Below are 16,805 nucleotides of genomic sequence, written 5' to 3'. Positions count from 1 at the left end.
GCCCCTCGTACCGTCGCGACCGCGGCCCTGCGGGCCGTGCACCAGGAGGAGGGATTCCGCCGTGGGCGACAACATCAACGCGGTAGCCGGGAACGAGACCTCGCCGGCCCGGACGGGCCCCGGCACGGCCGGCGCCGGCGAACCGGACGCCTGGCTGGCCCAGGCGATCGTGCGCGAGTCGCCCGAGGCGGTCGTGGTCGCCGACCCGGAGGGCATCATCCGGGTCTGGAACAGCGGGGCGGAGCGCATGTTCGGCCACACCGCGGCCGAGGCCGTCGGACAGAACCTTGCGCTGATCATCCCGGAGAAGCTGCGGGAGCGGCACGACAAGGGCTACCGGAACACGATGGCCACCGGTGAGACCCGGTACGGCGACACACTCCTCGCCGTACCGGCCACCCACCGGGACGGCCACCGGCTGTCGATCGAGTTCTCGGTGGCGCTGCTGCGCGACGCGAGCGACGAGATCGTCGGAATCTCGGCGGTCATGCGCGAGGTCTCGGAGCGGCGCAACGCGGAGAAGGCGCTGCGCATGCGGCTGGCGGAACTGGAGCGGCTCCTGCCGGAGGCGGCGGCGGGGGCGTCACAGACCTGACGGCAGGCCCGTCGGTCCGGGAGGAGAGCCGGGCTGCCGTCGCGCACTGCCGGTGCCTCCCGGCGGGTCCCGCCCGATCGGCAACCCACCGGACTCCCGGCCTCGCCCGCCCGGGCCGGGGCCCGCACGCGCTCGCGTCGACAGGCGGACGGTCCCGGCGGGGCGGCATGCCACGCCGCGCCGCGCCGCGCCAACAAGCAGGGGCACATACCCAACGCACTGAAAACGGTTCACCGGTGAAGCCCGCACCCGGGGGCCTCTGGTAATTTTGACAGGGGCTTGACAAACTCGAAACCGCTACGTAATCATGCAAGCTACGCGTGAATTCTTGCAAATACCTATGCAGATTACGCAATTACTGCATAGTCGGGCAGCTGATCAGCTACGCGGCCCCTTCAACGTGTTACTCCAATGTGCTGCTCCAAAGCACCGCTCCAGAGTGCTGCTTCACCGTGCTGCTCCGAAGTGCTCCATCCGCATCGCAGAACCGCTGATACATGCGGCAAGCGCGGCCGGCGCGCGCCTTGCCTGACAACCCCCACCGTCAGGAAGGACCCCCCATGTCCCAGCGCCCTCGTGCAGGGCTCAGATGGCTCACGGCACTGGTGCTCGTACTGGCCGGAGCCGCCGTGGCCGGGCCCTCGCCCGTGCCCGCGGCAGCGGCCCCCGCGGACATCCCCGCCTCCGATTACCAACAGGTCCAACTCGCCACCGGTGCATCGGAGTTGGGCGAACCCATGTCCCTCACCGTGCTGCCCGACCGGTCGGTCCTGCACACCGCCCGCGACGGCACGGTCCGGTACACGGACGCGGCCGGCAACACCAAGCAGGCCGCCAAGCTCGACGTCTACACGCACGACGAGGAGGGCCTGCAGGGCATCGCCGCGGACCCGAGCTTCACCAGCAACCGGTACGTGTACGTCTACTACTCCCCCAAGCTGAACACCCCGGCCGGCGACGCCCCGGTCACCGGAACCGCCGCCGACTTCGAGGCGTGGAAGGGCCACCTCAATCTGTCGCGGTTCACGCTGAAGTCCGACAACACCCTGGACATGACCAGCGAGAAGGTCGTCCTCGAAGTGGGCAACGACCGTGGCCAGTGCTGCCACGTGGGCGGTGACATCGACTTCGACGCGGCCGGGAACCTCTACCTGACCACCGGCGACGACACCAACCCGTTCGACTCGGCCGGGTACGCGCCGATCGACGAACGCACCGACCGCAACCCGCAGTTCGACGCCCAGCGCAGCTCCGGCAACACCAACGACCTGCGCGGCAAGGTGCTGCGGATCAAGCCCACCGCGGCCGGCGGCTACACCGTCCCGGCCGGCAACCTCTTCGCCCCGGGCACGGCGAACACCCGGCCCGAGATCTACGCCATGGGCTTCCGCAACCCGTTCCGGATGTCCGTGGACCGTGCGACCGGCATCGTCTACCTCGGCGACTACGGACCCGACGCGGGCGGCACCGACCCGAACCGCGGCCCCGGCGGACAGGTCGAGTTCGACCGCATCACCGGGCCCGGCAACTTCGGCTGGCCGTACTGCACCGGCACGAACACCGCCACCGAGACCTACAACGAGTACACCTTCCCGAGCGGCCCGTCCGGCGCCAAGTACGACTGCGCGGGCGGACCGACGAACAACTCCTTCCGCAACACCGGACAGTCGAAGCTCCCCGCGGCCAGGACGAGCTGGATCAAGTACGGTCTGGACGGCTCGCCGCCGGAGTTCGGGGGCGGCTCGGAGTCCCCGATGGCCGGTGACGTCTACCGCTACGACCCGAACCTGAACTCGTCCGTGAAGTTCCCGCAGTCCCTCGACGGGCGCTTCTTCGCCACCGAGTACGGGCGCAAGTGGATCAAGTCCGTCGAGGTCAAGGGCGACGGCTCGTACGGGACGATCGAGAGCTTCCCGTGGAGCGGCACCCAGATCATCGACAGCGACTTCGGTCCCGACGGCGCGCTGTACGTCCTGGACTACGGCACCGGGAGCAACAACCAGGCGCTGTACCGCATCGAGTACATCGCGGGCAGCAACCGCAACCCGGTCGCCAAGGCCGCGGCCGACAAGACCTCCGGCGCCGTGCCGCTGACCGTGCAGTTCTCCTCCCAGGGCAGTTCCGACCCGGAGGGCAGTGCGCTCACGTACTCCTGGGACTTCGGTGACGGCTCCTCCTCCACCCAGGCCAACCCCAGCCACACGTACACCGCGAAGGGCACCTTCCGGCCCACGCTCACCGTAAAGGACCCGGCGGGGCTGACCGGGACCGCCAGCCTGGTGGTCACCGCCGGGAACACCGCACCGACGGTCACCCTGCAACCGCCCGGCGACGGACAGCTGTTCTCCTTCGGTGACACCGTGCCCTTCAAGGTGCAGGTCAGCGACCCCGAGGACGGCACCGTCGACTGCTCCAAGGTGAAGGTCACCTATGCGCTGGGCCATGACAGCCACACCCACGCGATCACGTCCGCGAACGGGTGCAGCGGCTCCGTCAACGTGCCCGTGGACGGCGAGCACGACAGCGCCGCCAACCTCTACGGCGTGTTCGACGCCGAGTACACCGACGCGGGCGGACTGACCTCGCACTCGGTGCGCACCCTCCAGCCCCGCCACCGGCAGGCCGAGCACTTCAGCGCCCAGTCCGGCATCCAGACCGCCGCTCACGCCCCTGCCGAGGGCGGCAGCACGGTCGGCTTCACCGACGACGGCGACTGGATCTCCTTCAAGCCGTACACCCTGGGCAACGCCACCAAGTTCACCGCGCGGGTGGCCTCGGCCGGTGCCGGTGGCTCCATCGAGATCCGCTCCGGCTCGGCCACCGGCACCCTGCTCGGCTCCGCACAGGTCCCGGTCACCGGCAGCTGGGAGACGTACACCGACGTCTCGGCCAACCTCAGCGGCGCACCGTCCGGCACCACCGAACTGTTCCTGGTCTTCCGCGGTCCCACCGGCCAGGGCAACCTCTTCGACATCGACGCCTTCACCTTCACCACCGCCGCGGTCAACAGCACGACCACGGAAGGCGAGGCCTACACCTCGGGTTCCGGCGTGCAGCCGGCCGCTCACGCCGCGGCCAGCGGCGGCCAGACGCTCGGGTACATCGAGAACGGCGACTGGGCCGGCTACGCCTCCGTCGCCACCGCCGGGGCACGCACCTTCTCCGCGAAGGTGTCCTCGGCCGGCGTGGGCGGCACCATCGAGATCCGCTCCGGCTCGGCCACCGGCACCCTGCTCGGCTCCGTACAGGTCCCGGTCACCGGCGGCTGGGAGACGTTCACAGGCGTCAGCATCTCGCTGACCGGCACCGGGACCGGGCCTGTCTTCCTCCGGTTCACCGGGGCCGCCGGCAACCTCTTCGACATCGACACCTTCACACTCGCCGCCACGGCGCAGAAGGGGTGAGGACATGAGAACCCTGCTCCGACGCCTTGGCCGTACCCCGGCGGCCGTGGCCCTGGCGCTGACCTGCGCCCTGGCCGCACCGGCCGGGGCGGCCCAGGCCGCACCCGACCGGCAGGCCGCGTCCTTCGACGTCCTGGTGTTCTCCAAGACGGCGGGCTTCCGGCACGACGCCATCCCGGCGGGCATCAGCACCCTGCAGTCCCTCGGCCAGCAGAACGACTTCACCGTCACGGCCACCGAGGACGCGGGCGCCTTCACCCCGGCGAACCTGGCCGGGTACGAGGCGGTGGTGTTCCTCAGCACCACCGGCGACGTCCTGGGCGACAGCCAGCAGAGCGCGCTCCAGTCCTACGTGGACGGCGGCGGCGGCTTCCTCGGCGTGCACGCCGCCGCCGACACCGAGTACGACTGGCCCTACTACGGGCAGCTCGTCGGCGCCTGGTTCAAGAGCCACCCGGCGATCCAGCAGGCGGTGGTCAAGACCGAGGACCGCACCCATCCGGCGACCGCGCACCTCGGCGCCACCTGGACGCGGACCGACGAGTGGTACAACTACCGCACCAACCCGCGCGCCAACGTCCATGTGCTGCAGAGCCTGGACGAATCCAGCTACACCGGTGGCGAGATGAGCGGCGACCACCCCATCACCTGGTGCCACGCCCAGGGCGGCGGGCGGTCCTTCTACACCGGGCTCGGCCACACCACCGAGTCCTACAGCGACCCCGCGTTCCGCTCGCTGCTGCTCGGCGCGGTGCGCTACACGGCCGGGCAGGCACCCGGCAACTGTGCCGCCCCGGCGGGCAGCGGCCAGGTGGAGGCGGAGTCCTACAGTTCGGGTTCGGGCGTGCAGCCGGCCGCTCACGCCGCGGCCAGCGGCGGCCAGACGCTCGGGTACATCGAGAACGGCGACTGGGCCGGCTACGCCTCCGTCGCCACCGCCGGGGCACGCACCTTCTCCGCGAAGGTGTCCTCGGCGGGCGCGGGCGGCACCATCGAGATCCGCTCCGGGTCGGCCACCGGCACCCTGCTCGGCTCCGTACAGGTCCCGGTCACCGGCGGCTGGGAGACGTTCACCACGGTGAGCACCACGCTGAGCGGGACCGGAACCGGACCGCTTTTCCTCCGCTTCACCGGCGGCAGCGGATCCCTCTTCGACGTCGACACCTTCACGCTCGGCAGCACACCGACCGCGGGCACCCTGGCGCAGGACGTCCATCTCTTCTACTACCCCTGGTACGGCAGCCCCGCGGTCAACGGCAGCTGGCGCCACTGGCAGCAGGGCAACCGCACCCCGCCCGACGACATCGGCGCCAACCTCTACCCCGCGCTCGGCGCCTACGACTCCGGTGACCTGGCCGGAGCCGTGGCCCAGCACATGAAGTGGGTCGCACGCTCCGGCGCGGGTGTCCTCGTCTACAGCTGGTGGGGACGGGGCAGTTACGAGGACGGGCTGGCCCGGGGCGTCCTGGACGCCGCGCAGAAGGAGGGCGTCAAGGTCGCCTGGCACCTGGAGCCGTACTCCGGCCGCACCGGCGCCTCGACCGCCGCCGACATCCAGTACATCGACAACACCTACGGCAGCCATCCGGCGTACTACCGGTCGGCCGATCACGGCGGCAAGGGGGCGTTCTACGTCTTCGAGAGCCTGAAGGTCACCGACTGGACGGCGCTCGACCAGGTCACGGGCAGCAACATCGTCCTCGCCCAGACCACCGACACCACCAAGATCGCGCACTTCTCCGGCATGTACACCTACGACGGCATCGCCGGTGCCACCGCCCCCGGCTGGAAGCAGGCCGGTGACTACGCCAAGGCCCACGGCCTGATCTGGTCGCCGTCCGTCGCCCCCGGCTACCTGGACGACCGGGCGGTGCCGGGCAACACGACACCCACCGTGGACCGGGCGAACGGAGCGGCCTACGACAAGCAGTGGTCCAACGCCCTCGATCCGGCGATCGGCGGCTCCCCGACCTGGGTGTCGGTCACGTCCTTCAACGAGTGGCACGAGGGCAGTTCTATCGAACCGGCCGACGCCACCCCGCCCGCGGGCCAGGGCTACCAGACGTACGACGGCGCCTACGGTCTGACCGGCCAGGCGTCCGAGACCGCCTACCTGGACCGCACCGCGTACTGGACGGACCGTTTCCGGCAACTCCCGCGCACCTGACACTCCTCGTCGGTCCCACGACCGGTCACACCCGCACCACCGCACCACCGCCCGCCCGGACGCCGTCCGGGCGGGCGCTGCGCGTTCTGCGGCGGCGGTCACGACGGTCCTCGCGGCGCCGGTCGCGGCAGCGGCTTCGCCCTGGCCGCGGTACCCGTCTTCACCGAGTTGGCACCTTCCCGCCCGCTGGCGGAAACCGGCCAGCGGTCTGCTCTTGTGCCGTTCTCGGCCGATTGACATCTTCTCTCCAGCGGAGGCGTCGGAACCCGGTGTTCCGCCTGCTGGGAGGGGGAGCGATTGCCGTTCCGGGTGCCGGCGGCCACCCCGTCCCGCGTGACGGCGGCTTCGCCGACCCACGTCCCGGCGGCTTCCCCGGCCGCGGACGTCCTCCTCGGCACCGGCGGTGCGGGGGCCGCCCGGGCCACCGGCCGCGATGACGGGGCCGACCGCCCACTTCGTCCACGACACCCCGGCGGCAGGTGAGCCGGCCGGGCCGACCCACGCCGGTCACCACCTCGTACACCGCGCACCGACGGGTGTCGCCTGACTTACGGAGCAGTCGTTTTGAGATCACGACAACCAGCCGGGCCACGCCCCGGCCGGCGCCTACTCGCCGGCCTGGCCGTGCTGCTTCAGCAAGGTCGACCAGCGCGGCGGCACCGACTACCCGGCCTACGACGAGGGCTGGGCCGGCGAGATATCGCTCGACCTCGACATGGTCTCCGCCGCCGCCCCGAAGGCGCACATCGTGCTCGTCGAGACGGACGACGCGGGCTCGCTGAACCTCGCCGCGGGCGTCGACAGGGCGGTGGCGCTCGGCGCCAAGTACGTCTCCAACTCGTGGGGTTCGAACTACCAGTTCGTGCCCGAGGACCCGGCGGAGACCACGCTCGACGCGCACTTCGACCACCCCGGTGTCGCCGTCGTCGCCTCCTCCGGCGACTGGGGCTACGGCGTCTCCTACCCCGCGGCGTCCCCGTACGTGACGTCGGTCGGCGGGACCTCCCTGGTCCGCGACGCGGGCACGGCGCGCGGCTGGTCGGAGTCGGTGTGGAACGGCGGGCCCGGCAACGGCGCCCCGGGCTCGGGCTGTTCGCTGTACGAGCCCAAGCCCGCCTTCCAGACGGACTCCGGCTGTGCGGGCCGCACCGTCGCCGACGTCTCCGCGGTCGCCGACCCCGTAACCGGACCCGCCGTCTACGACAGCGCCGCGGGCGGCTGGATCGTGATCGGCGGTACCAGCGCCGCGGCACCGATCATCACCGGCGCGTACGCCGCCGCGGGCACCCCGGTGGCCGGGACACAGCCCAACGCGTACCCGTACCTGGCCGAGGCGTCCGCGCTCAACGACGTCACCAGCGGCAACGACGGCACCTGCGCCGGTGTCGCCGCCTACCTGTGCACGGCGGGCACCGGTTACGACGGACCGACCGGCCTCGGCACCCCGAACGGCCTCGATGCCTTCCGGCTGGGCGCGCACGGCGAGGTGTCCGGCACGGTCACCGACGGGTCCGGCAAGCCCGTCCCCGGAGCGGTGGTCCGCTCCGGGCCCTACACCGCCACGACCGACGCCCGGGGCGCCTACACCCTGACGGCGAGGACCGGGACGTACGATTTCACGATCGACGCGTACGGCTACGCCGAGGCGACCGCGTCGGCCTCGGTCACCGACGGCGGCCATGTCCAACTGGACGTCAGCATGAGGCAGTTGGCGGTGGAGCAGGTCTCCGGGACGGTCAAGGACGGCGCCGGCCACGGATGGCCGCTCTACGCCAGGATCATGGTCGAGGGCATGCCCGGCGGCCCGGTGTGGACCGACCCGCGCACCGGTGCGTACACCCTGCGGCTCCCCGAGAAGCACACCTACACCCTTCGGGTCACCTCCGCCGCACCCGGCTACCGGCCGGTTACCCGCGACGTCGTGGTCGGCTCCGGCAGCCGCCGGGCCGACTTCGCACTGCCGGGCGACACCTGGGCCGGCGACATCCCCGGCTACACGCTGGACGTCAGGACGGCAAGCACCGAGCCGTTCGACGCCACCGGCTCCGCGCCGCAGGGCTGGACCGTGGCAGCCGACGGCTCCGGCACCACCGGAGGCTGGGTCTTCGACGACCCCGGCCGGCGCGGCAACCAGACCGGTGGCACCGGCGGTTTCGCCATCGCCGACAGCACCGGCACCCGGACCGCCCAGGACACCCAGCTCGTCAGCTCCGTCCACGACCTGTCGAAGGACGCCTCGCCCGAGCTGTCCTTCGACACCGACTACCGGGGCAGCTCCACGCAGACCGGTGACGTCGACGTCTCCACCGACGGCGGCAAGACCTGGACCAACCTCTGGCACCAGACGTTCCAGTGGGTCCTGGGCCCCGCGCACATCGAGCTTCCGCTCACCGCCTACGCGGGCGAACCGGACGTCCGGGTGCGGTTCCACTACACCGGCACCGGATCCTTCTGGGCGCTCGACGACGTCTCGGTCGCGGACCGCGTCCTCACTCCCGTGCCCGGCGGCCTGATCACCGGCACCGTGGAAGACGCCAACACTCACCGGGGCGTGGTCGGGGCGACCGTCACCGACGCCGGCCGCACGGTGCGGGCCGTGACGACGGCGACACCCGACGACCCTGCCCTCGGCGACGGCCTCTACACCGCCTTCGTACCGGGCAGCGGCAACCGTCACTTCAGCGCCGCCATGCCCGCCTACACCCGGTCGGCCGCGCCCGTGCGGATCGCCGCGGACAGGACCGTACGGCAGGACTACGTCCTCAAGGCGGGGCGCCTGGTGGTCGGCACCGGCTCGATCAGCTCCACCGTGCAGTCGGGCCACAAGGTCACCCAGCGCCTCACGGTGAAGAACACCGGCGGCGCGACGGCCACCTGGACGGCCGGCGAACGCACCGGCACAGCCCCCGGATCGACCGGCTCCGGTACGCCCGCCGACGCCTGGCAGCCCATCGCGGACCTGCCGGCGAGCATGTACGACAACACCGTCGACACGGTCGGCGGCACCGTCTACTCGGCGCTCGGGAGCGGCTCCGGCAACGCACGGCTCAACTCCCTGTACGCCTACGACCCGCAGTCCGACAGCTGGCAACAGCGCGCCTTTGCACCGCAGGCCGTCTCGGCACCGGTCCACGGCGCCATCGACGGCAAGATCTACTACGCGGGCGGGTGGGGCAGCAGCAGGCCGGTCGCCACCACACAGGTCTACGACCCGGCCACCGACACCTGGTCCCAGGGCGCCGCGGAGCCCACGCCCTACGGCGGCGCGGCGAGCGCCGTGCTGGACGGACGTCTCTACTCCGTCGGAGGCTGCGCGGGCGCCTGCGGCAGCACCGACGTCCAGGTCTACGACCCGACGACGGACGCCTGGTCCAAGGCGGCTCCCTACCCCGAGCCCATCTCCTGGGGTTCCTGCGGGGCGATCGGCGGCAGGCTGTACTGCGCCGGCGGCGAGACCGGTTCGACGCCCGTGCGGGACGCCTTCGTCTACAGCCCGTCCTCGAACAGCTGGTCGCGCATCGCGGACCTGCCGATCGTCCTGGCCCAGTCCGCGTCCACCGCGGCCGACGGCAAGCTCCTGCTCTCCGGCGGGCTCACGGCGACCAGTGGCGGCAACTTCACCGCCACGGCACACGGGTACGCCTACGACCCGCAGCAGGACACCTGGAGCAAGCTGCCCGACAGCCCGACGGCCACGACCCGGGGCGGCGGCAGCTCCGGCATGTACCGGGCCGGAGGAACCACGCACCTGCCCGACCTGGTCGCCACCGCCCAGGTCCTGCGCGGCTACGACCAGATCGAGTCCGACGTCGCCTGGCTCTCGGAGAGCCCCCGGCGGGTGCCCCTCAGGCCCGGCCAGAGCGCCACGGTGACCGTCACCCTGGACGCGACGGGCCTCGACCGGCCCGGCACGTACACGGCGACGCTCCTTCAGGAGAACGACACCCCGTACACGTCGGCGCCGCTGCCCGTCAGCCTCAAGGTGAACGGACCCGCCACGTCCTGAACCGGGCGCCGGGCGACACCCGGTGGCCCGGCTGTCCCGCACCACCGGGACACCCGGGCCGCCGCCGCCCGCCCCCGTATCCGCACCGGCATCCGCCCCCGTACCGACACCGACACCACCGCGAGCGGCTCCACGAAGTCCTTACGCCGCTTCCTCCCCCAAGTGGCACACTGGGGAGCGGATCGGCTACGGGGGCCCGTCCGCGGGCTCGTGAATGAGCATCAGGCGTGCGGTGGAAGGTGGTCTGCCATGCATTCCGTGCTGGCGGTGGAAGGGTCCGAAGGGCCCGAATCTCTTGTGGATCTGACGACGTGGCTCGGCGACGAGACGCTGCTGCGTGGACGCGTACGCGTCCCGCCGCCCGTGCCCGGGCGCGGCGAACTGGGCGGCTGGAGCGACGTGGTGCTGGTCGCGGTCGGTGCGGGGGGCGCCGTGACCGCCCTGGCCAGGTCGCTCTCGGTGTATCTGCGCCAGCCGCGGCGCAGCACCGTGCGGATCAAGGTGGTGGCCCCTGACGGACGACGCACCGAACTGACGGTCCAGCACACGAAGGACCTCACCGCCGTCGAGGAACTGCTGAAGACGGCACTGCACGCCGAGAGCGCGGCGCACCGGGAGGCGCTCTCCGGTGAAAGCGCTCCGGCCCTCGGCGAGACGCCCCGTCCGGAGAGCTGACCGTGACCCGCCCGCCCGACCCGGACCGCTCACGCGCCGTGCTGGTCGGAACCGCCGCATACACCGAGGACACGGCGCTGCCCGACGTCCCCGCCGTCCGCAACAACGTCCGCGACCTGCACCGGCTGCTCACCGAAGGACGGCCCGGGGCCTTCGCCGCCGAGAGGGTCAGGACCGTACTCGATCCCGCGACCCCGCGGGATCTCGGACTGCCGCTGCTGGAGGCCGCGCGGCAGGCCGAGGACGTGTTCCTCGTCTACTTCTGCGGGCACGGTCTGATCGGCCGGGAGCGGCGCGAGCTGTACCTCGGTCTGGCCAAGTCGGTGGTGGACGCGCCCTCGTTCACGGCCTTCCCGTTCCAGGGGATCCGAGAGGCGTTCCTGTCCAGCCCCGCACGGAACAAGGTGCTCGTCCTGGACTGCTGTTTCTCCGGGCGGGCCATCGCCGGGAACCTCTCCGGAGTCCATGAACCGCTCATCGACCAGATGGAGATAGCCGGCACCTATACGCTCACGTCGTCCGCCGCCAACGAGCCGTCCCGGTTCCAGGAGGGCGAGCGGCACACGGCCTTCACGGGCGAACTGCTGCTGGCCCTGCGGGACGGCATTCCGCAGTCGTCGTCGGCGGACGTGACCCTCGGCGCCCTGTTCCGCCACCTCAGGCGCGTCCTGCCGACCCGGGGCATGCCCGAGCCGCAGCAGTGCGGTACGGACACCGCGGAACTGCTGGTCCTGGCCCGTACCCGACGGCAGAGGCACCGGCCGTCCGCCGGTAGGGACGGGCGCCGGCCGTCGGGTGCCCGGGAGGAACTGCTCGCCCGCCTGGACCTCGGCCACCGCCGCGGTGAGGAGGGCCGTACCGGCGAGGCCGTGCAGATGCTGACCGAAGTGCTGCCCGGCCTCACCACCACCCTGGGCGCGGAGGCCCCCGCCACGCTGGTCACGCAGGTCAACCTCGCCTACTGGACCGGCCGGGACGGCGACGCCCAGGAGGCGCTGCGGCTGACCACGACGGCCGTCGACCAGATCACCCGCGTACTCGGCCCCGACCACCGGTTCACCGTGGTGGGCCGCAGCCAGCTCGCCCAGTGGACCGGCGAGTCCGGCCGGTTCGCGCAGGCCCGGCAGCTGTCCACGGCCGCGGTCGCCGATCTCAGCCGCGTCCTCGGCCCCGACGACCGCGAGACGCTCGTCGGCCGGGCTCAGCTGGCCCGTTGGACCGGCGAGGCCGGTGACCCGGCGGCCGCCGCCCACCAGACCGGCGGACTCGTCCCCGATCTCGCCCGGGTCCTCGGCACCGAGAACCGCGAGACCCTCACCGGGCGGCTCAACCACGCGCACTGGACCGGGCGGGCGGGTGCGCCCGGACGGGCGGTGCGGCTGCTGACGGGACTGGTGCCGGACCTGTCCTGGATCCTGGGGCCGGACGACCCGCACACCCTGGTCGGCCGTTCCCGGCTGGGCCAGTGGTCGGGCACCGCGGGCCGGCGCCGCCGGGCGCGGCGCCTGTTCGCCGCCGCCGTTCCCGACCTCGGGCGGGTGCTGGGCCCCGACGACCGGGAGACGCTGCTGGCCCGCGGTCAGCTCGCGCACTGGACCGGCGAGTCGGGCGAACCCGCCGAAGCGGTGCGGATGTTGCGGCGGCTGGTCGGCGACCTCGCCTGGGTCCTGGGGCCGGACGACCGGATCACGGTGGTCACCCGGGCCCGGCTGGCCCACTGGACGGCGGTCCAGGGCGATGTGCGGGACGCGGTCCAGCAGTTCTACGCCGTACTCCCGGACCTCGGACGGGTCCTCGGGGCGGACGCGTCCGAGACCGTGGAGAACCGCGCCCTGCTCTCCCTGTGGCGCAGGAAGGCGGACCGGCGCCTCGGACGGCAGCTCCTCTACGGCGTCCGGGACCGCGGAGGCCGGTCGTGAGCGGGCAGCGACCGGACGGCGGATCCCGCGGCAAGGACGTCGTGCCCACTGCGACCTCCGCCCTGAGGGCGTCGGACCCGGCCAGGCTGGGACCGTTCCGGCTGGTCAGCCGACTCGGCGCCGGCGGCATGGGCATGGTGTACCTGGGCCGTTCGACGACCGGACAGCTGGCGGCGGTGAAGGTGCTGCGCCATGAACTCGCCGACGACGAGGACTTCCGGCGGCGGTTCGAACGGGAGCTGGCGGCGGCGTCGAAGGTGAGCGGGCCCTTCAGCGCGCGCGTGCTGGCAGCCGGCGCCTCGGACGAGCCGCAACTGTGGATCGCGACCGAGTACGTTCCGGGGCCCTCGCTGAGCGAAGCGGTGATCAGCTTCGGCCCGCTGCCCCGGCGGACGCTGGCACCGCTGTGGCTGGGGCTGCTCGGCGCCCTCCAGAGCATCCACGCCGCCGGGGTCGTCCACCGCGACCTCAAGCCCTCGAACGTCCTGCTCGCCCAGGACGGGCCCCGCGTCATCGACTTCGGTGTCTCGACCTTCAGCGACGCGACGTCCCTCACCCGGACCGGCGTGGTGATCGGCACACCGGCCTTCATGTCGCCCGAGCAGGTCCAGGCCGACCGAGTGGGGCCCGCGAGCGACGTCTTCGCCCTGGCCTGCACGATGGCGTTCGCCGCCTCGGGCACGAACCCGTTCGGCGGGGACTCCCCGGCGCACGTGCTCTTCCGGGTCGTCTACGAACAACCGGAGCTGCCCGAACTGCCCGAGCAGATCGCCGCGGCGGTCCGCGGCAGCCTGGAGAAGGACCCTGCGAACCGGCCGACCGTCGCCGAACTGATCGCCCTGGTGCCCGCGGCGGACGCGGACGAGGCGTCCCGGCTGCTGGCCCACGGCAAGTGGCTGCCCGAGGTCATCGAACGCCGGACGGCGGAACACGCCGGCAGCGTCTACGCGTGGGACGTCCCGCACCGGCCGTCCCCCCGCACGGTCACCGTGCAGGACTCCCGGATCGGAACCGCTCCGGACACGGGCCGCACCGGCCCACCCGCCGCACGCACGGGGCGGGAACCCGCCACCGGACGGCCCCACACCGCCCGCCCGAGCGGCACGCCCACCGCCGACACGACGACGACCGGCTCCCGTACGGACATCGGCTCCACGGACATCGGCTCCACGGACATCGACCCGCCGTTCACCGGCCCACCGGACGGTGCCCCGCCAGGCGGCGGCCCGCCGTCCGCGTTCCCCCCGCAGGGCGACGGCTCCGGCCCCGGCCCCGAGGACGAGCCGTCGCTGCGCACCCACACCCTCCTCGTCTCCGCCGACACCCCGCCCCTGCCGAAGCTCCGCCGCCGGCCCTGGTACCGGCGGATACGCGGCGGTTGAGGAGGCCGGTGGTAGTGGCACGGAGGAGGCCGGTGGTAGTGGCACGGAAGGACCCCGCCCGCGACTCGGCAGTCGCGAAGAACCGGCCCTGCCCCCGGGCGCCGAAGTCGCGCCCTGCCACGGCCCCTGCGGCCCCAAGGGCCTCTACCGTGCTCCCCGCACCGCCACTACTGTGATCACCATGTCACCGGGGGAGATCAGCAACGCACTGGACGCACTGCCGCCCTTGGACTCGGCCGAGCACCACGGCGCCGCCATGACCGTGTGCACCGCGCTCACCGACGCCGACCTGGCCCCGTTGGAGGGGCTGATACGCGACGACGCCGATCCGCTGCGCGCCTTCAACGCCTTCTACGTCCTGCTCGCCCGCCACCGGCGGGCGCTGGACGGCACCCGGTTCCGCAGCGTGTACCTCCGCCATGCCTCGCGGTTCGCCTCCGTACCGATGCGCGCGGTGCTCGAATCGGACCTGGCGCTCCTGGACCCGATGGGCCCGAACCTGCCGGCGGCCCTGCGCCACGCGGCGTCCGCGCTGGCGGCCTACCCCGACAACCTGGCCCTCGTCGCCCACCATTCACGGGTACTGGCGGAGTACGGATGGGGTGGCGCCGAAGTGGCCGAGGAGGATCTGCGGGCCTGCATGACCCAGATGGAGCGGGCGGTGGAGATCAGCCCGGAGGTGCCGCGGTACCGAGCGGTGCGATCCCAACTAGCCGCTCTGCTCGGTGACTTCGACACCGCGCTCGTCTCCATCCAGCGAGCCATGGACCTGGAGGACTCCGCACGGTCCGGGTACGCCGTACGGGTCGTCGAGTACCACCGGATCCGGGCCGACATCGTGCTGCGGCGGGAGAGCCAGGCCATCCGCAGCGGACTGCGGGAGACCACCGACCGCCTGGAGGTGTCGGTGAAGGCCCGGGTGGATCAGATCGTGCAGGAGACCCGGGCGCACGAGCAGGAGGAGATCACCCGGCTGAGGTCGCAGACCCTGGGCAGCCTGGGCCTGCTCGCCGCGGTCATCGCCTTCATCGTCACCAGTACCCAGATCGCCCAGGACCTGCCGCTGAAGGACGCACTGCGGCTGCTGGCGGGGCTGGCCGGGATGCTGACACTGGTCTTCACCGCCTTCGGAGCGGTCTTCGGGATCGGCCGCACCAGTCGGCTGCTGCTTCCGGCGGTTCTCGGGGTGGCCCTGTTCATGCTGGCCTGGATCCCCGCCTGAGGCCGACCGGTCATGGCGTCCGCCGCCGGGCCGGCCGGGTGCGAACTGGGCGGGCGGGCAGCCGTACGACAACCCGTCCGGAACGAAACTGTTGCCCGGTCAACCGACATGGATACCGGACGTGCTGTTTCCACGGTTCTTTCCACGCCGTCCGTGGTCTTTTCCACGCCGGCACCGGCGCTCACGTCGTATTAAACGCGTACCGCGCGGAAACCACGGAAGAAGCCGGACCAGCGGGAATTGGCGGAATTCTCGGTGCCGTGGGACGAAAATCCGGGTGCCGCAATCAGCGCGCCGGTGATCGAGATGCAGTCTCCAGGGAGCGGTGCCAAGAATCGATCGGAGAGGAAGCGACGCCGACAACAGAAAGGCTGCCGATCATGCGAAACAGGATCACACGTACTCTGGCCGCCAGTGTCGCCGCGGGCATGCTCGTCAGCGGAGCGGCCGTGGCCTCTGCGGGTACCGCCTTCGCAGCGCCGGCGAACACCTCGAACGTCAAGGTGGCGGACGGCGACAACGCGCCCGCCCCGGAGACCACCAAGACCCCGAAGCACAAGAAGTGCAAGGCGGGCTACCACTACACCAAGGTCCACGGCAAGTGGGGCTGCCACAAGAAGTAGCGTCAGGGCCGGGCGCCGGGGATGTCCGCCCGCGCACTTCCGGGCCGCGTCCCGCGACCCGAACCGCGCGAGTTCCCGGCGCCCGCAGGCCCGTACGCCCGCGAGGCCGCACGCCGCACCGCACTACGGGAACGCGATCCCGGTGACGGTGACGGCGGCGGCCTTGATCCGGCGGGTCTCGTCGCGCCGTGCGCGGTGGCCCGCCGATGGCCGTGTCCAGCGCACCCGGTCCACGATCCCCGCCACCGCTCCCCGCCACCGGTCACGGTCGCGAACTGCCATGGGCCGCAATCCGGGTGATCCGGGCACCACCGCCGTGACCGGCACCGGACCCCCGCGTTGAACGTGAAGTGCGGCGGCGCTGTCCTGCCGCCGCGCTTATCGGACAACTAAGGAGTACGTGATGTCTCGCATGGCGAAGGCGGCCGTCGTCGCTCTCGGCACGGGTGCCGTGGTGCTCGGCGGGGCCGGTCTGGCCCTGGCCGACGCGGGTGCGGAGGGCGCGGCCGTCGGCTCGCCCGGTGTGCTGTCGGGCAACCTGGCCGAGGTCCCGGCCCACGTCCCGGTCGACTTCTGCGGCAACACCGTCGACGTGGTCGGTCTGCTGAACCCGGCGTTCGGCGACACCTGCGGCAACCTGGACGACGACGAGACGGGCGACGGCGACAGCGACGGCGGGTACGGCTACGGCCACTGAACCGGCCTTCGAACACGGGAGTGGGCCCCCGGGGGCCCCCCCGGCCCCCCCCCCGGGGGGGGGCGGGGGGGGGGGGGCGGGGCCCCCCGGACACGAACAAACCCACACCCTGGTT

At 72.2% G+C, this 16,805-nt stretch carries 11 protein-coding genes; 10 read left to right on the top strand and 1 reads right to left on the bottom strand.

The annotated features are described in order from the left end of the window. The first annotated feature begins 61 nt into the window (after window positions 1-61). The 9 genes from ACFYPJ_RS01635 (at window position 62) to ACFYPJ_RS01595 (ending at window position 15,993) form a co-directional block, all read left to right on the top strand. Window positions 62-595: a PAS domain-containing protein gene (locus ACFYPJ_RS01635; protein WP_389008778.1), complete on the top strand. Its 534-nt coding sequence runs from the start codon at window positions 62-64 to the stop codon at window positions 593-595. A gap of 560 nt (window positions 596-1,155) precedes the next feature. Continuing rightward, window positions 1,156-3,999, top strand: coding sequence for a carbohydrate-binding protein (locus tag ACFYPJ_RS01630; protein WP_389008775.1), 2,844 nt, complete (start codon window positions 1,156-1,158; stop codon window positions 3,997-3,999). A gap of 4 nt (window positions 4,000-4,003) precedes the next feature. After that, window positions 4,004-6,166 carry a ThuA domain-containing protein gene (locus tag ACFYPJ_RS01625; protein ID WP_389008772.1) on the top strand — a complete coding sequence of 721 codons (2,163 nt, stop codon included), beginning with the start codon at window positions 4,004-4,006 and terminating at the stop codon, window positions 6,164-6,166. Window positions 6,167-6,881: 715 nt separating this feature from the next. Then, entirely contained in the window at window positions 6,882-10,172 is a 3,291-nt protein-coding gene (locus ACFYPJ_RS01620) for a kelch repeat-containing protein (RefSeq protein WP_389008769.1), read from the top strand. A 249-nt stretch (window positions 10,173-10,421) separates the two neighbouring features. Beyond that, window positions 10,422-10,847, top strand: a complete 426-nt coding sequence (locus ACFYPJ_RS01615) for a hypothetical protein (protein ID WP_389008766.1) — start codon at window positions 10,422-10,424, stop codon at window positions 10,845-10,847. Between the two features lie 2 nt (window positions 10,848-10,849). Beyond that, window positions 10,850-12,766 (top strand): tetratricopeptide repeat protein, encoded by a 1,917-nt coding sequence (locus tag ACFYPJ_RS01610; RefSeq protein WP_389008763.1) that lies wholly within the window; start codon window positions 10,850-10,852, stop codon window positions 12,764-12,766. Further along, window positions 12,763-14,148 carry a serine/threonine-protein kinase gene (locus ACFYPJ_RS01605; protein WP_389008760.1) on the top strand — a complete coding sequence of 462 codons (1,386 nt, stop codon included), beginning with the start codon at window positions 12,763-12,765 and terminating at the stop codon, window positions 14,146-14,148. Before ACFYPJ_RS01610 ends, ACFYPJ_RS01605 begins: the two co-directional genes overlap by 4 nt. Window positions 14,149-14,329: 181 nt before the next feature. Then, window positions 14,330-15,370, top strand: a complete 1,041-nt coding sequence (locus ACFYPJ_RS01600; RefSeq protein ID WP_389008756.1) for a type IV pilus biogenesis/stability protein PilW — start codon at window positions 14,330-14,332, stop codon at window positions 15,368-15,370. Window positions 15,371-15,750: 380 nt separating this feature from the next. Beyond that, on the top strand, window positions 15,751-15,993 hold the full coding sequence (locus tag ACFYPJ_RS01595; protein WP_389008753.1) for a hypothetical protein: 243 nt from the start codon (window positions 15,751-15,753) through the stop codon (window positions 15,991-15,993). A gap of 123 nt (window positions 15,994-16,116) precedes the next feature. On the opposite strand, the gene ACFYPJ_RS01590 is transcribed toward ACFYPJ_RS01595, so the two are convergent. Next, on the bottom strand, window positions 16,117-16,275 hold the full coding sequence (locus tag ACFYPJ_RS01590) for a hypothetical protein (protein ID WP_389008751.1): 159 nt from the start codon (window positions 16,273-16,275) through the stop codon (window positions 16,117-16,119). A gap of 121 nt (window positions 16,276-16,396) precedes the next feature. Here ACFYPJ_RS01590 and ACFYPJ_RS01585 point away from each other — a divergent pair, with 121 nt between their 5' ends. Further along, window positions 16,397-16,690, top strand: a complete 294-nt coding sequence (locus tag ACFYPJ_RS01585; protein WP_389008748.1) for a chaplin — start codon at window positions 16,397-16,399, stop codon at window positions 16,688-16,690. The last annotated feature ends 115 nt before the right edge of the window (window positions 16,691-16,805 follow it).

It is taken from the genome of Streptomyces sp. NPDC006012, assembly GCF_042871185.1.
GTDB lineage: Bacteria > Actinomycetota > Actinomycetes > Streptomycetales > Streptomycetaceae > Streptomyces.
This window is presented reverse-complemented; position numbering and strand designations above follow the sequence as displayed.